General features: G+C 35.1%; 11 protein-coding genes and 2 tRNA genes. 10 read left to right on the forward strand and 3 right to left on the reverse strand.

The window, feature by feature from the left end:
* The first annotated feature begins 33 nt into the window (after nt 1-33).
* From tolB to QQS39_RS05595, 5 genes are all read left to right on the forward strand, one after another.
* Entirely contained in the window at nt 34-1,329 is a 1,296-nt protein-coding gene (tolB, locus tag QQS39_RS05575) for a Tol-Pal system beta propeller repeat protein TolB (protein ID WP_099075927.1), read from the forward strand.
* Nucleotides 1,330-1,374: 45 nt separating this feature from the next.
* On the forward strand, nt 1,375-1,869 hold the full coding sequence (gene pal / locus QQS39_RS05580; protein WP_100159459.1) for a peptidoglycan-associated lipoprotein Pal: 495 nt from the start codon (nt 1,375-1,377) through the stop codon (nt 1,867-1,869).
* 9 nt (nt 1,870-1,878) lie between these two features.
* Nucleotides 1,879-2,646 carry a cell division protein CpoB gene (cpoB, locus tag QQS39_RS05585; protein WP_285805523.1) on the forward strand — a complete coding sequence of 256 codons (768 nt, stop codon included), beginning with the start codon at nt 1,879-1,881 and terminating at the stop codon, nt 2,644-2,646.
* Between the two features lie 154 nt (nt 2,647-2,800).
* Nucleotides 2,801-2,876 (forward strand) — tRNA-Lys (locus QQS39_RS05590).
* A 30-nt stretch (nt 2,877-2,906) separates the two neighbouring features.
* A tRNA-Lys gene (locus tag QQS39_RS05595) sits at nt 2,907-2,982 on the forward strand.
* 159 nt (nt 2,983-3,141) lie between these two features.
* Here the strand turns inward: QQS39_RS05595 and QQS39_RS05600 are convergent.
* A complete protein-coding gene (locus QQS39_RS05600) occupies nt 3,142-4,026 on the reverse strand; it encodes an aminoglycoside 6-adenylyltransferase (RefSeq protein ID WP_285805524.1) in 885 nt (294 codons plus the stop codon).
* Between the two features lie 251 nt (nt 4,027-4,277).
* Between QQS39_RS05600 and pnuC the strand changes: the two genes are divergently transcribed.
* Both pnuC and aroG read left to right on the forward strand, forming a co-directional pair.
* The gene (pnuC, locus tag QQS39_RS05605) at nt 4,278-5,006 is read left to right on the forward strand and encodes a nicotinamide riboside transporter PnuC (protein ID WP_285805525.1); all 729 of its coding nucleotides are present in this window, start codon (nt 4,278-4,280) and stop codon (nt 5,004-5,006) included.
* A 243-nt stretch (nt 5,007-5,249) separates the two neighbouring features.
* On the forward strand, nt 5,250-6,308 hold the full coding sequence (gene aroG / locus QQS39_RS05610; protein ID WP_151434593.1) for a 3-deoxy-7-phosphoheptulonate synthase AroG: 1,059 nt from the start codon (nt 5,250-5,252) through the stop codon (nt 6,306-6,308).
* Between the two features lie 82 nt (nt 6,309-6,390).
* Here the strand turns inward: aroG and gpmA are convergent, their stop codons facing one another.
* Entirely contained in the window at nt 6,391-7,143 is a 753-nt protein-coding gene (gene gpmA, locus QQS39_RS05615; RefSeq protein ID WP_099075932.1) for a 2,3-diphosphoglycerate-dependent phosphoglycerate mutase, read from the reverse strand.
* Nucleotides 7,144-7,532: 389 nt separating this feature from the next.
* Entirely contained in the window at nt 7,533-8,999 is a 1,467-nt protein-coding gene (modF, locus tag QQS39_RS05620; protein ID WP_285805526.1) for a molybdate ABC transporter ATP-binding protein ModF, read from the reverse strand.
* A gap of 183 nt (nt 9,000-9,182) precedes the next feature.
* On the opposite strand from modF, the gene QQS39_RS05625 reads away from it, so the two are divergent.
* The 3 genes from QQS39_RS05625 to QQS39_RS05635 are packed head-to-tail and all read left to right on the forward strand — an operon-like array spanning nt 9,183 to nt 16,473.
* The gene (locus QQS39_RS05625; protein ID WP_285805527.1) at nt 9,183-10,742 is read left to right on the forward strand and encodes a ShlB/FhaC/HecB family hemolysin secretion/activation protein; all 1,560 of its coding nucleotides are present in this window, start codon (nt 9,183-9,185) and stop codon (nt 10,740-10,742) included.
* A 14-nt stretch (nt 10,743-10,756) separates the two neighbouring features.
* Nucleotides 10,757-16,144 (forward strand): DUF637 domain-containing protein, encoded by a 5,388-nt coding sequence (locus QQS39_RS05630; RefSeq protein ID WP_285805528.1) that lies wholly within the window; start codon nt 10,757-10,759, stop codon nt 16,142-16,144.
* Nucleotides 16,141-16,473, forward strand: coding sequence for a hypothetical protein (locus QQS39_RS05635; RefSeq protein ID WP_069369151.1), 333 nt, complete (start codon nt 16,141-16,143; stop codon nt 16,471-16,473). Before QQS39_RS05630 ends, QQS39_RS05635 begins: the two co-directional genes overlap by 4 nt.
* Nucleotides 16,474-16,563 lie beyond the last annotated feature (90 nt).

Below are 16,563 nucleotides of genomic sequence, written 5' to 3' on the forward strand. Positions count from 1 at the left end.
GCGTAATAACCGCAATAATAAAAGGGAGACATGATGAAGCAGGCATTAAATGTTATTTTCGGGCTTTTAATTTTATGCGTAACCACTCTGGCTAACGCTGAAGTTCGAATTGAAATTACACAAGGGGTGAATACTGCACGCCCTATCGGTGTTGTTCCTTTTAAATGGGAAGGCACAGGTCAAATGCCAGAAGATGTTGCTGGTATCATTGCGGCTGATTTACGTAATAGCGGAAAATTCAATCCAATTGATGTATCTCGTATACCTCAACAACCAGTTACTGCCTCTGAAGTCCAACCTGCACTTTGGACTGCATTGGGCATTGACTCTGTTGTCGTAGGACGTGTGCAACCATCAGCGGATGGTCAATATTTAGTGAGTTATCAGCTAGTTGATGTTGCTGGTTCTCCAGGTGCGGTTTTATCTCAAAGTGAGTTTAAAGTTCCATCTAAATGGTTACGTTACTCTGCACATACCGCGAGTGATGAAGTTTTTGAAAAACTGACGGGTATTCGTGGTGCATTCCGTACACGTATTGCTTATGTTGTTGTGACAAATGGTGGCGCATATCCTTATGAATTGCGCGTTTCAGATTATGATGGATTTAACCAAGATCGTGTTTATCGTTCATCACAGCCATTAATGTCACCAGCATGGTCGCCAGATGGTGCTAAACTTGCATATGTAACCTTTGAAAGTGGTCAATCTGCTTTAGTGGTACAAACATTAGCAACAGGTGAAATTCGCCAAATTGCATCATTCCCAAGACATAATGGCGCACCTTCGTTTTCACCTGATGGCTCTAAACTTGCATTTGCTCTTTCTAAGAGCGGTAGCTTAAATCTGTATGTTATGGATTTAGCGAGTGGGAATATGACACAGGTAACCAATGGCAGAAGTAATAATACCGAGCCAAATTGGATGCCAGATGGACAAACCTTAGTCTATACTTCAGATCAAGGTGGACGTCCACAAATTTACAAGGTTAATATTAACGGTGGAACGCCAGAGCGTATTACTTGGGAAGGTAAACAAAACCAAAACCCAGCAGTAAGCCCAGATGGTAGTTTCTTAGTTATGGTGAGTTCTGAAAGCGGTAGGCAACATATCGCTAAGCAGGATCTGGAAACGAATTCCGTACAATATCTAACAGATACGTTTCTGGATGAAACGCCAAGCATCGCTCCTAATGGCACAATGGTTATTTATAGCTCGACACAAGGCTTAGGCACCATTTTGCAGCTAGTATCGACTGATGGACGTTTCAAAGCGCGTCTTCCGGCGACTGACGGTCAGGTTAAATCACCTGCCTGGTCACCGTTTATGTGATGCATAAAAATTATGTATGGCAAACAAATAAAGGAACAAATAGAGATGCAATTAAACAAAGTGTTTAAAGGGTTGATGTTAGCATTACCACTCGTTGCTGTTGCAGCATGTAGCTCAAACAAAAACGACGATCAAACTGATACAAATAATGTACCAGTTGTTGAACAAGGTCCTACTGCTGAAGAATTAGCACGTCAGCAATTAGAACAACTGAAACAACAAAACATCGTTTACTTCGGTTTTGACAAATATGACATTAGCTCAGACTACGCTAACCTGTTAGATGCACACGCAGCATTCCTGCGTTCAAATCCATCAGTACGTATCACTGTAGAAGGTCATGCTGACGAACGCGGTACTCCAGAATACAACATCGCTCTGGGCGAACGTCGTGCAAACGCTGTGAAAATGTACCTGCAAGGTAAAGGCGTATCTGCTGATCAACTGTCAATCGTTTCTTACGGTAAAGAAAAACCAGCTGTACTGGGTCATGACGAAGCCGCTTATGCGAAAAACCGTCGTGCAGTACTGGATTACTAAGAGAACGGCATGAACAACAGTAACTTCAGACCTTTCTTGATGAGTCTGTTGTTACTGGTTGGCGTAGCGGCTCCTGTAGCCGCTATTGCCCAAGCGCCAATCAGTAATATCGGTTCAGGTTCGACCGATGAACGACTCGCCCAACTTGAGCGTTTTTCAAATGCTCACAGCCAGCTTTTGACCCAATTACAGCAACAACTCGCTGATTCTCAGCGTGATATTGATATGTTACGTGGTCAAATTCAGGAAAATCAGTACCAGTTAAATCAAGTTGTTGAACGCCAACGCAATATCTATCAACAATTAGATAGCCTTGGTGGCGGAGCTTCAACATCAACAGAAGACACTCAACCTGATAATACTGCTTCTTCAACACCTTCTGCGGCAACTAGCTCAGGACAAGGTGATGAGAAGGCCGATTATAATGCAGCAATTGATATCGTATTGAATTCTAAAGATTACGATAAGGCAATTGTTGAATTAAACAACTTTATCAATAACTATCCGAAGTCTAGCTATCAATCAAATGCACAATTTTGGTTGGGTCAGATGTATTATCTAAAAGGTAATAAGGATCAGGCGGCAAGTACATTTGCTATTGTTGTTAAAAACTATCCAAAATCTCAAAAAGCAAGTGAAGCCTTTTATAAAATTGGCTTGATCATGCAAGAGAAAGGGCAAAAGGATAATGCTAAAGCTGTTTACCAACAAGTGATTAAGCAATATCCAAATAGCACTGGCGCTAAATTAGCGCAAAAGCAGCTAGGAACACTCTAATTATTGGCCCCGTAATGTAAAATGTTGCATTTTCGGGGTTAAATGATTGTTTTTTCAACGGTTGAATGTTTTTTTGAAAAAAAACGTTGCACAAAAACATTAAATCAGTATTATTACCCGCCGTTGCCACAGAGAATGTGGCGAGTTCGAAAAAGGGTCGTTAGCTCAGTCGGTAGAGCAGTTGACTTTTAATCAATTGGTCGGGCGTTCGAATCGCCCACGACCCACCATTTTCGAACACCAATCCGTTTTATTGAAATGGGTCGTTAGCTCAGTCGGTAGAGCAGTTGACTTTTAATCAATTGGTCGGGCGTTCGAATCGCCCACGACCCACCATTTCAACCCCTTCCCGTATATCTATCATTCCCTAAACAGAACAGTAAACAAGCTCTTAGCTATTTTTTGATAATGCAATTCATTGTTTGATTACACAATGAAGATAGCTTTCTCAAAATTGAAAAAACTACCTCGCTTTAATTAACAATCACATTGAAATCAGTAATGACAAACAACCGATGACGTAATCTGGGTATATTCATTCTCAGTCAAAAATTCATTGTCGATCAGCCAATTAGAGATAAGCGCTTGCGTTTTTATCGCAGTATCAATAGGGTGATTGAGTCGTTTTGACACATCAAGAAAAAATGCCATCATTATAGAAAGGGAGGCGGCAGCTTCATAAGGCGTACTCATTGCAAGTGTGCTTTCTAATGAACGTAATGAATAAAACTTAGGTAGCCACTCTTTTAAGTTTTTCCCTTGATACCACACATCTTGTGTTGATGTTTGTAATGCAACTTGTTCAAGTAAGGCTATCAACCATTCACGCATATCATTCATGCGATAATTAGCAAACCAAAACTCATGGCGCAGAATCGCTACAGCGGCTTGTGTGGCTTCAAACCAGAATTCTTGAGCATCACTGTAAGCTTGCTCTTTTGAAAGCACAGGAGGTGTTATAACGCTAATTTCAGGAAGCCCGTCACATAAACCTGTTTTATCAAGTAGGATTTGATATCCACGCTGGTAAACTGGACTAAGCCCTTCACTTTTCATGTTAAAAATACGCTCAGGCTCTGCCATCATAATATCCATTTTGCGGCCTTGAGCTAAAACATGTAAATAAATAGGCCAAAGTTTACCTTTAGGATCTTCGCACTCTAATTGTAAGTTAACTAAGCTATCACCAAATTGTGATAACCAGTGTTGGTTTTTTGCGAGTTCAGTCGCACCATAACCGATAAGCTCTATATCAATATCAGAATAACTGTCTATCTTTTTATTACGTCCTAATGATCCAGTTAGCACTACAGCTTCGATTCTAGGATCAAGGAGGGCAAAAGATAGCATGCGATCGATTAAACGTGTTGTTGGCTCCATATTTCTCTCTAGTAAGTAAAATGTATAAAGTTATTTGTCGTTTTTATTGTTTAAAAAGTGAATTAGAATAATTTGTTTAGTATATAAAACATTTATTTGTTATTTTTATTAACTCGCAACATAATGTTCAGTATCAAAAACACAGTACTATTATAAATATGAATTTATAATATATCTTTACTACTTTGCAAAGATGTCGCAATAACCCATATTTTCTTTGTTTTTTTCTATGATTAAGGCGGGGTTGTAAAATGGATGTCATGAGTTGGTTTAGTATCAATAATATTTTAGTCAATATTCCGTTAGGAGAGGGGGGATATCCGCTTTCATGGATTGAAGCTGTCGGTACTATTGCTGGACTATTGTGTATTTGGCTTGCCAGTCAGGAAAAAATTATTAACTATTTATTTGGACTGATTAATGTCACCTTATTTGCCATTATATTTTTCCAAATTCAACTATATGCAAGCTTATTACTTCAAATTTTCTTCTTCGCTGCCAATATTTATGGCTGGTATGCATGGAGCAAAGTGAATGACTTTGAGCAGGCCGAGTTGAGAATACGCTGGTTAAAATCAAGTCATCGTCTCTTTTTAATCGTTGTTTCGATAGCAGCCATTGCCGCTCTTACTTTCAATATTGATACTGTATTTGGCTATTTAGCTGTTGTCGCTGTTGATATATTAAATGTCTTTGGTGCAAATTTAGCTACACCCGTTCTTGAACCAGATGCTTACCCATTCTGGGACTCTGCAATGACGGTTCTTTCTATTGTCGCGATGATCTTAATGACACGGAAATTAGTTGAAAATTGGCTAGTTTGGTCCGTTATTAACGTGATTAGTATTGTTATATTCTACAAACAAGGTGTTTATGCAATGTCTGTTGAATATATCATCTTACTGGCTATCGCGATTAATGGTTCTCGTTTGTGGATCAAAACAGCAAAACGCTCTAGCAGAAATAATTATCTCTCCTAATAAAAAAGGCTGGCAGAGTTATCTTTCTCTCCAGCCTTAATATTCATTGTTTTTATTCTTATTATTAACGCAATTACAAATCATTATTTTGCTTAAATGCGCTATTTCCCTTTATATTGAAATTTTTAGAAAGGTGACTATAGGTGCTTTAGGTTGAAAGGGTGTTTACAGATAGAAAACGAATGGTTAGATTGGAAAAGCAATAATAACATTGACTAGATAACATAGAGTGGATACACGGGAATGAATTATCAAAATGATGACCTTAAAATAACACAAATTAATGAACTTTTACCGCCAGTGGCTTTATTGGAAAAGTTTCCAGCGACTGATAATGCGGCTTTTACAGTTCGTCATGCCCGTGAAGCTATTCATCAAATCCTAGCAGGAAAAGATGATCGTCTATTAGTGGTAATTGGACCTTGTTCTATTCATGATCCGAAAGCTGCGCTGGAGTATGCACAACGTTTAAGTCTTATTAGAGAAGAGTTGAAAGACAAACTTGAAATTGTAATGCGTGTTTATTTTGAAAAACCGCGCACGACTGTAGGTTGGAAAGGCTTAATTAACGATCCTCATATGGATCATACTTTTGATATTAATGAAGGTTTACGTATTGCTCGTAATCTTTTATTAACGATTAATGATAGTGGCTTGCCAACGGCTGGCGAGTTCTTAGATATGATAACGCCTCAATACGTTGCTGATTTAATGAGTTGGGGCGCAATTGGCGCTCGTACGACAGAATCACAAGTTCACCGTGAGCTTTCATCTGGTCTATCTTGCCCTGTTGGTTTTAAAAATGGTACAGATGGCACCATTAAAGTGGCGATTGATGCGATTAATGCTGCGGGATCGCCACACTGTTTTCTTTCAGTGACTAAATGGGGGCATTCTGCAATTGTACGCACGGCAGGTAATGGTGATTGCCATATTATTTTACGCGGTGGTAAAGAGCCAAATTACAGCGCTGAGCATGTTGCTAAGGTAAAAGAAGGGCTTAAAAAAGCCGGTTTACCACAAAACGTCATGGTAGATTTCAGTCACGCAAATAGTTGCAAAAAATTTGAGAAACAAATGGAAGTTGGTGCTGATATTTGTCAACAAATTAGCGCAGGTGAAAAAGCATTAATCGGCGTGATGATTGAAAGCCATTTAGTAGAAGGTAGTCAATCATTAGAAAGCGGTGAGCCTTTAGTTTATGGCAAAAGCATCACTGATGCATGTATTGGTTGGGATGATACCGAAACGCTATTACGCCAATTAGCAGATGCGGTAGTGACCCGTCGTAATAAAGCGTAATAATTAAATTTAAAGCATAAAAAATGCCACTCATTATGAAATGAAGTGGCATTTTTTTGTGTAATTCAAAATAAAAGTAAAATTATTTTGCTTTACCTTGGTTAGCAACAGCGGCTGCTTTTGCTGCGATTTCGTCAGCATTACCTAAGTAGTAACGTTTGATTGGTTTCATGTTTTCATCAAATTCGTAAACTAAAGGTACAGCTGTTGGGATATTCAGCTCAAGAATTTCATCTTCGCTCATGTTGTCTAGGTATTTAACCAGAGCGCGCAGTGAGTTACCGTGCGCAGCGATGATAACTTTCTCACCAGAAGCAACACGCGGTTTAATCACTTCTTCCCAGTATGGGGTTACACGATCGATAGTCAGCGCTAGGCTTTCGGTTAATGGCAGTTCTGCTGCAGTTAAAGATGCATAACGTGGATCTTTACCTGGGAAACGTTCATCATCTTTAGTTAATTCTGGTGGAGTGATTGCAAAACCACGACGCCATTGTTTAACTTGCTCGTCACCGTATTTTTCAGCGGTTTCAGCTTTGTTTAAGCCTTGCAGAGCGCCGTAATGACGTTCGTTTAATTTCCAGCTTTTTTCAACTGGCAGCCATTGTTGATCAACTTGATCAAGAATGTTCCACAGGGTGTGAATTGCGCGTTTCAGAACAGAAGTATATGCATAGTCAAAAGCAAAACCTTCAGCTTTCAGCAGTTTACCTGCTTCTTGCGCTTCATTACGGCCTTTTTCGGACAGCTCAACGTCAGTCCAGCCTGTAAAACGGTTTTCTTTGTTCCATACACTTTCACCGTGTCGAACTAGCACAAGCTTAGTTACTGCCATAGTTTAGACTCCTATAATTACTTTCTTAATATAAGTTTAAAATTAGCACTTCAATCATTATATGGATCATCGACAAGAACGCCAAACATAAGTGACAAAACAAGGGGGATTATGTCAAAAATGTCGTTTGTTCGATGAATTATTGCACAGTTGTCACACCTTTTGCTTAATCGTTCAAGCTATTAATCTAGCGGGATCGGCGTAAAAAAACAAAATATCCGTTTTGTATAAAAAATAGACGAAACTAGCGTCCATAAAAACGACACACTTTTTATTTGTTATTGTTTAAAGAACAAGCAAAAAATGTCGATTTAAATAAAAAATTCAGACCTAATTTTAGCGTTAATTTCTAAAATCATTGCCCTGATTATGACAGTAAAAATCCATCTTTAACAAATTTCTTGCTGATAGCGATAAATTTCACCGTCTTTAATAAAAGTCAATCGATGAGTAATACATAATGGTGCGTCTTCTTGATGGTGACTCACAAATAAAAGCTGTGTATTACTATGGCTTATCATGATGTCAATAAAACGCTGCACTAAGAGTCGATTTGTTGTGTCTAATCCTTGCAGTGGCTCATCTAGAATAAGCAAAGTAGGGTGCTTAACTAACGCTCTAACAATTAACACTAAACGTTGTTGTCCCCATGATAAGGCATGAAATGGATTATTGGCATGGGCTGTTAAACCAATCAATGCTAACCATTCATCAGCGAGTTTAAGCTGTTTATCTGTAATAGCCTGATAAATACCAATTGAGTCATGAAATCCTGAAATAATGACATTTTTTACACTTGAAGAGACACGATAGCTCTGGTGTAAGGCATTACTGACATAACCAATATGGCGTTTAATTTCCCATATCGTTTCGCCACTTCCTCTTTTACGGCCAAATAATGTTAAGTCATTACTATAGCCTTGAGGGTGATCGCCAGTAATTAAGCTTAATAATGTCGATTTTCCTGCGCCATTAGGACCTAAGATTTGCCAATGTTGGTGAGGTTTGACTTCCCATGTTAAATGATAAAGTACGGGTTTATCGTTATAACTCACTACACCATTTTTTAAAATGATTGGAGAAAGAGTGGGAGATAATTGTGGGATCGCATCTGACGAGTCTTGTTCAGGTAATGTGAAGCTTTTAAGTGTTTCACTGTGAGATAATTGTGCGATCACAGAATCAGATAAAATATGTTCCTTTTCGCCTTTAGCGATTAATTCGCAATGAATAAGTAAACCTGCATGTTGAATAAAATCAGGAATATCATTAAAACGATTTAAAATGAGTACAATCGTCAGATTTTGTTGATGTAATAGTGTAAGTAATTCATTTAGTGCTCGACGAGAATCAACATCTAATCCATCAAAAGGCTCATCTAAAATTAATAGATCAGGTTCATTCATTAACAGTTGAATAAGCAGTATTTTACGAGATTCACCAGTAGAAAGGTATTTAAAACGTCTTGATAATAAGTATTCAACACCAAACTGTTTTGCTAATAAAAGACACTTATCATTATCTTTTACCTGCATTTGGATAACTTGAGCAACCGTTAAACCTGTGTCTTCTTCACCTTCACTGAGTAAATCGGTGTTATTACGACGCCACTCTTCTTCAATCATTTTTTGTAGTTTTTCAAAAGAGAGGCTAATTGGCCGAGTAAAGGTATTAATGAACTCCCCTGATAGCAATACACCTTCTTGACATAATGCGTTTGCTAATGCGGTTTTTCCACTTCCATTACTGCCTACAAATGCCCAACTGTCACCTTCATTAATCGTTAAATCATTAATTTGTAAACAGAGGGTATTGTTTAATCGAAATTGTGTTTTTTTGAGTTGCAAGTATTTCATTATTATTATCCGTAGCTTTTAGAGCAAGTAGAGTACTTACCAATATCGGGTTAACTAAAAATTGTCAATATTTGTTGAATTATTCTTAGGTGAAAAAAGCTTAAGTGCCTTTTAAAAAATGATAACTATTTAGTCATAAAGTTTATGTAATTATATAAAAAATTACTCAAGGATGATTTCTATATGCATAAATTTAAAAATAAAAGGATTAAATTTTTATTATTTTTATTACTAATGTTAGTAAGTGAAATGAGTTTTTCCGATATTAATAATCACGGTGTTAATGAAAATAATTGTTCTTTAATTAATGAAGTTAAAATAGAAAATGCTGATATATTAAGTGATAAAAAACAGAATAAATTAATATCAAAATATTTACACCAATGTTTAACAGCAAATGACATACATAGTATCGTTAATATTATAACAAATGAATATATTGTGAAAGGTTATATCACTTCACAGGCGTTTATTTCTCATCAAGATCTCTCTAATAATAAACTTACAATTAAAGTCATAGAGGGAAAAATAAAAGATATTTTCATTGATAATATTTCTTCTCGATTAGTCAATATTATCTTTCCATCGTACAAAGAAAAAAGACTTAATTTACGTGATTTAGAGTATGGGCTTGAACAACTTAATCGATTAACAACGGCACAATATACATTGGATATTAAACCTAGCGATAGTGTGGGATATTCATCTATTTTTATTGTTACAAATAATAAGAAATATCCTTTTAAAAATCAATTAACCGTTGATAATTCAGGTAATAAAATAACAGGTAAAACTCTACTAGCCAATATCACAACAATAGATTCGTTATTTGGATTAGGCGAACAATGGGCTTTTTCACTAAGTTCAAATATAGATTTATCTCGTTCGCACTATTCTCGTTCTTATTCGGCAAGTGTAAATATTCCTTATGGATACTGGTTTTATCAGTATCAATTATCTCATAGTCAATCCTCTTATCCTTTCTTCAGTCATGATATTCAATACGCTTATAAAAACAAAAATAGCGATCAGCAATTTGATATTAGCCGTTTAGTTTATCGTAATAATAAGCAACGAATAATATTAAAGAGTTTTTTGAAACATAAAAAAGCAAGGACACAATTAGCACAACAAGAAATACGAATAAATAGCCCCACATTAACCTCTTTATCATTTAGCCCTCAATATAATTTAACACTCAAACGAGGATATTTAACGATTAGTCCAATGGTAGAAATGGGGCTTTCTTTTTTTGGTGCATCATCTGATTATATTGCTGAAAACTCGCCTCGTAGTCATTACCGAAAATTAAGCATAAATTTAAGCTATCAACATTTATTTATTAATAAATTTTCCTACATTACATCATTTTATGGGCAATATACGCCAGATAATCTTTATAGTGTAGAGAAAGTAGCGATTGATGGAATAAAAGCAGTCCGTGGATATAAAGAAACAAACTTGAATGCAAATAGTGGTTTTTATTGGCGTAATGAAATAAATACACCAAAAATAAGTTACTTTTTAGGTGATGTTAATTTTATTTTCGCGCTTGATTATGGTGTTGCTTATTCAGATAAATATGAAACAAATAAGAATAAAGTAATTGGAAGTGCAATAGGTGCTTCTCTTTATCATTCCATTTTCTTTTCTCAGATATTAATTAGTAAACCGTTAATTTACCCAAAATCACTAAAACCAGATCATTGGTCTTTATTTTGGTCTATTTCTTTGGCTATTTAAAATTTGGAGTTTTTATGGACGAAAAGGATATTTCTCGAAAACAGCGTTTAATTAGTTATAGCATTATTTATTTAACTGCTATTTACCCATTACATCCCGCTTGGAGTTCTGTAATTACTCCATCCGATAAAACAATAAAAATAAGTCAGCAAAATACCGTTCCTATTATTAATATTGCAACACCTAATGATACTGGTGTTTCTCATAATCAATTTCACTCTTTTAACGTCGGTAAACAAGGTGTTGTACTTAATAATGCAACAATACCTATTAATACTCAATTAGCTAAAAAAGTGAATGCTAATACTAATTTAAAAGGTAATGCAGCGCATTTAATTATTAATGAGGTAGTGGGAAATGGACATTCACAGTTATTAGGTAAATTAGAAGTTGCAGGACAACAAGCAGACGTTTTAATTGCAAATCCGAATGGTATTACGTGTGATGGTTGTTCGTTTATTAATACCCCAGCAATTACACTCACAACAGGAAAACCTCAATTTAATCCTCAAGGTGCTTATTCGGCAATAGAAGTGAAAAAAGGCAGTGTTGTTGTTGGCAAGCAGGGTATGAATACTGTACTGCAAAATTATGCTGACATTATTAGTCGTAGTATTGAATTAAATGGAAAAATAAATGCTAAAAATCTTTCTTTAATGCAAGGAAATAACCGGATTGATTTTGAAAAAGGAATGGTAAATAACCTTAATGGAGAAGGTATAAAACCGACAATATCTATTGATACAAAAGCACTGGGGGGAATGTATGCTAATCAAATACGCCTAGTCAGCACAGAAAAGGGAGTTGGTGTTAATTTAAGTGATATTCAGACAACTCAAAACAGTATGAATTTAACTGTTGATGGAAAAATTACCTTTAATGGCAATATTCAATCTGAAAAAGATATTAATGTTAGCAGTAAAGAACTACAAATTAATCGTGATACAAAGTTAAAAGCGAAAAGGGATATTACGTTAGCAACTCATGCGCTAACTAATCATAGTGAAATTATCTCAGAAAAAGATATGCGTTTATTTGCAGACAAACTCACTAATAAAGGCGAAAAGGCACTTGTTCAAGCAAAAGATAACTTATGGGTACAAAAAAATGCACAGGGTGATCCCAGTAGTTTAATTGAAAATCAATCCGCCACGATAAAAACAGAAAAGGGTGATTTGATTATTCGGACAAAGAAGTTGGTTAATGAATCTATTACACCTTTATTTAAAGAAATAAAACAAGAGCCTGATTCTAAACTTTCTATAAATATCGGTAATCACCTCCTCTCTCCTTCCAGAAGTCCTACGGATGATTTTCTTTTAGTTATTTTATTCCCTGAATTAAAAGATTTTTCTGATAAAAAATGGTTTGATATCTTAGATTTAAAAAATAATGGAGGAGTTAATGTAGAACGTTTATATTTTGAAAAAAGTGAACAATATGTTCCAAGTGTTATTTCTTCAGGGAATAACTTATATATACAATCTAATGAGTTTATTAATAATCAATCTAGAATTATTGCAAATAATAATTTAATTGCAACAGGCAGTAATGCAAAATTATATTACTATCGTTCTGGATATCTTAATAAATGGGATGTGTATTCTCATGATAATTCTAAGTTTTATTATCGTGATGATATAGTTAAATATAAACTTGATGAAGCTAAGTTCAATAAGATAAGTCATTTCGTACCTTTTGTGAAAACGGGGAGTCATTATGAATTTTCTGTAAATGACGTTTCTGATTATATAATAAAAGCAGGTAATAACTTAGTATTAGATTTTAAAAATAGTATAGATTTAGAGCGCAAGCTACCATCTACAGGAAAAGAAATAAAAAAATTCCGAGGATTATCAGATTTTGAAAACGCTATATTAGCTAAGAATATATTGTTAAACGCTAATAATATGAATATTTCTTTAAATTTAACAGCGAAGGATTCTTTATCTATTATTGCTGATAAAAATATAAATATAAATAATTCAGAATTATTGGCTGATGAAAATATAAGTTTGACAGCGACTGATGCTATAAATTTTGAGAATATAGATGTGGCCGCAAAATATTTTTCTACTACAACTAAAAAGGGAGATATTAGTCATTTATTTAATCCAACCACTTTTTATACTCTAAAAGGTATTAAATCACCATATATTGATATTTCTGAAAAAATAGATTTTCACTCTGGAAAAAATATTGACATTTCAAATGTAATAATTAATAAATCTAATGAAATAAATTTATTTGCGTTAGAAAATATTAAAATAAATCGTGATGAATCTTTTCTTTTTAATTTAGTGCCTTTTATCAGAGATAGTGGATATATTCCAGACTTTTTAATTAATATGGGGGTTTGGGATAGTAATAACAATATCGTTTTTACTTCCGGTAAAGATATTATTAGTCAAGGAATAAAATATAACAGTGATAAAGCCATAACTTTCAATGCAGGTCAGGATATTTTTCTCTCATCCAAATCAATAAAAGAAGCCGATCCCTTCTTTAGTGATATTCATTATCCTCAATTACAATCTAAGTTATTTTCAGACAATAACCTTATTTTAAATGCTGCTCGTGATATTGATTTAAGTTCAACAGTATTAAATTCAAAGGATAAAGTCATTGCATTAGCAGGCAGGAGTATAAAGCTGGGTGCAAATGCTTATTCTGCTATTAAAGATCCCCATGAAGATGCTCAAGATATTCAGTATGCCACAACGGCCATTACGGGAAATAAAGGTATTTCTATTGCGTCATCGGGCACATTAATCACAGAAGGAAGTGTATTTAAATCAGAGGGTGACGTCACCATTTCAAGCGGTGGCAATATTCAATTGGGATCAGTGCAAACACATTTTCGTAAAAAAGTAGGATCTAAATTAGAAGATCTTCGCAAACAAATTAGTACTGAAATTAATAGTGGCAATAATCTAACACTATTATCTGAAGGTAGTATTTTATTTCAGGCGTCAAAATTAACTGCAAATAAAGAGATGGATATTGCCGCTAAAGGCGGATTTCTTTACGCGCAAGCGATGGAAGAAAACAGTTATTACGAAGAGAAAAAGAAAAAATGTAGAAAATGGACTTTCTGCACATTCAAAAAAACAGTTACTCAAACCTCTTATAATACAAATAATAAAGTCACCGAGTTTATTGCAAATGGCAATATTAATTTATTTGCTAAAGATGATATCACTTTAGAAGCTACTAAAATTGATACAGCAAAAAATGCCAAGTTAACCAGTAAAACAGGAAAAGTTAATTTTAAAGCAGTAAAAAACACTGCCTTTAAACAAGTTATTACCAATTCAAAAGATATTTATATTACTCAGCGTGATCAGGGATATACCAAAGGAATATGGGTATTACCTGAACTTTATATTGGTGGAATGCTCACAATTGATGCCCCAAAAGGCATAACTGCAGATATTAAAGCCCAAAAAGAGCAATCATTAGAACAAGCATTAACTGTTTTAAGTAATACACCAGAATATGCTTGGCTTAAAGATCTCCAACGTCAAGAAAATATTAATTGGAATTTAGTTAAAGACACTTATTCCAATTGGGATGATAAAACTCAGCAATTAAATCCTGTTGTCGGTGCGGTCATTGCTATCGCGGTAGGGGTTGCAACTTACGGTACTGCAACGGCGGCAACCATTGGTGGAATGGCAAGTGAAGCCACCATTGCGGCAGGCGCATCAGCCAGTGTGGCTTCAACAGCATCGGTTGTGGCACAAGCGGGTTTTGCCTCTTTAGTATCTCAAGCTGCAGTCTCTTTAGCTGAGAACAAAGGCAGTATTTATAAAACTATTGAATCACTCGGTCGTAGCGATACTGTCAAGTCTGTCGTTACAAGTATGGTGGTTGCAGGGGCATTGCAAGGTCTTGACCAATTTATGGGTTGGGATCAGGCAATCCAAGGAGGAACCTTACCTTCAACAGGTAAGTTACTGCTTACTGATAACGCAACATGGAATCAAGTTGCACAGCGTGTTGCCTCACACTCAGTCGTCAGTTCAACCCTGGGCACTGCCATTCAAGGCGGTAGTTTTATTGATAATTTTAAAACTGCACTATTAAGCAATATTGGCAGTCAATTCCATGCAGAAGGTGCCAACCTAATTGGTGATAACGGTGCGGTATTAGGGCATGCAGGAAAGGTTTTAAGTCATGCCGTCGTGGCGGGTATTAGTGCAGAAATTGCAGGAGGCAGTGTTACAGGAGCTGTCGCGGGTGCCTTAGCGGCAGAAATAGCGGCGATATCACTACAAAGTAAATTATTTGAGCCTAGTTATTTAAATGAAACTGACAGACAAGTTGCATTAATTCAAGAGGCACTACAGGGCAATGAAGGAAAAACACAGCTCACTAAATTAATTGGTGCACTGACAGGCGCTATTGTGACTCGTAAGCCTGAGGGCGTATTTTCTGCGGCTAATTCTGCTGAGTTGGTTTATCGGCATAATTACAGTGAGCATATGTTTTCTAATTTAGCCTTAGAAAATAATAAAGATATGATCGCTGCTTCGAAGGGAGATGTTGCAGCAGCAGAAAGAGTTGTAAATCGACAAAATGCAGGAATGGTTGCAATCGCTTTTGGCTTAGGAGGAAGTGTAAGTTTTATTGCTGGTCATATTGTTATTGCAGCAACACCTGAACTTATCACTATTGCTCAAGTTGCATTTAATACCTGTAAAGCTAACTGGGTTTATTGTACTAATCAGCTAGGTATTAATATTGCAGGGATATCGGCTCCAGAAGCAGCAATAGCAGGCGTCACTTTTGGCAGCGGTTATAAGGTGTTAGCAAGTTCAGAAGAAAGCGCTAAAGCTTTTTCTAGCATGTTAACTAATAGCTCAAAGTCTTTAATAACGTCAGGTAAATTAAATATTACTGCTATAAAACCGATAGTAGAACAAGAAAAATTATTAATAGCAGCAAATAAAAAAGTTATTGAAATAATCAACAACGGGGAACTTATAGCATATTCAGGAGTAACTACGAATGGATATAAAGTATCTAATGGAGCCAAAACAGTAGTTTCTAAAAATGAATTAGAATATCCTATTGTTCAATCTAGGATTAATATTGATAATGGTAACTTAAAGCGTGGTTGGGTACATGTGATTCATCGGCATTTTTCAGATAAAAATGCTAGCCAATTCACTATAAGTCAAGTAGATTTAAAGCTAATACTTCAAAGTAATGATATTTCAAAAATAAAAATTAGTAGAATCATCAATAGTAAAGATGAAAAATTGTATGAAAGAGTTATTATATTAGATAAATATATTGGTATTGATAAATTTACTAAAAACTCAACGAATATCATAACAATTTTAACGGATAATTTGGGTAATTTAGTAACGGTAACGCCAGGAAGACTAAAATGAAATTAATTGGTTCTAGAAAAGAAATGATTATTAAGGATAGGTTAATTAAAAATGAAGGTTCTATTCTAAAAAATGAAAAAATTAATTGTCTTTTAAAAAATAGATTCTCTAATATAATAAGTGTATATTGTTTGGAGCATGTTTTAGAAGAAGATTATGATCTGTATACATTATTAGTTAATAAAGATTCTATTGTTGAGTTTGAATTATCTAGATTTAATGGTGAATTTAAAGATATCAATATATCATCATTAGATTTATATTCAAAAAAAATAAAGGATAAAAAATTAAGGTTAAAACTACTTGTTGCGGTAAATTTACCAAAATAGGTAACTGTTTTCGTTTTATTGTTCCAACTATTTATGCAACGATAGAAGATATTCCTGAAGAGTTAAGAAAATATATTGTAGTCTCTGATA

Source organism: Proteus appendicitidis, assembly GCF_030271835.1.
Classification (GTDB): Bacteria; Pseudomonadota; Gammaproteobacteria; order Enterobacterales; family Enterobacteriaceae; genus Proteus; species Proteus appendicitidis.

What these genes read in the sequence shown, in the direction of transcription:
- aroG (WP_151434593.1), top strand. Translation starts at nt 5,250, where the DNA reads ATGAATTATCAAAATGATGACCTTAAAATAACACAAATTAATGAACTT.
- QQS39_RS05600 (WP_285805524.1), bottom strand. Translation starts at nt 4,026, where the DNA reads ATGGAGCCAACAACACGTTTAATCGATCGCATGCTATCTTTTGCCCTC.
- pnuC (WP_285805525.1), top strand. Translation starts at nt 4,278, where the DNA reads ATGGATGTCATGAGTTGGTTTAGTATCAATAATATTTTAGTCAATATT.
- gpmA (WP_099075932.1), bottom strand. Translation starts at nt 7,143, where the DNA reads ATGGCAGTAACTAAGCTTGTGCTAGTTCGACACGGTGAAAGTGTATGG.
- pal (WP_100159459.1), top strand. Translation starts at nt 1,375, where the DNA reads ATGCAATTAAACAAAGTGTTTAAAGGGTTGATGTTAGCATTACCACTC.
- modF (WP_285805526.1), bottom strand. Translation starts at nt 8,999, where the DNA reads ATGAAATACTTGCAACTCAAAAAAACACAATTTCGATTAAACAATACC.
- tolB (WP_099075927.1), top strand. Translation starts at nt 34, where the DNA reads ATGAAGCAGGCATTAAATGTTATTTTCGGGCTTTTAATTTTATGCGTA.
- cpoB (WP_285805523.1), top strand. Translation starts at nt 1,879, where the DNA reads ATGAACAACAGTAACTTCAGACCTTTCTTGATGAGTCTGTTGTTACTG.
- QQS39_RS05625 (WP_285805527.1), top strand. Translation starts at nt 9,183, where the DNA reads ATGCATAAATTTAAAAATAAAAGGATTAAATTTTTATTATTTTTATTA.
- QQS39_RS05630 (WP_285805528.1), top strand. Translation starts at nt 10,757, where the DNA reads ATGGACGAAAAGGATATTTCTCGAAAACAGCGTTTAATTAGTTATAGC.
- QQS39_RS05635 (WP_069369151.1), top strand. Translation starts at nt 16,141, where the DNA reads ATGAAATTAATTGGTTCTAGAAAAGAAATGATTATTAAGGATAGGTTA.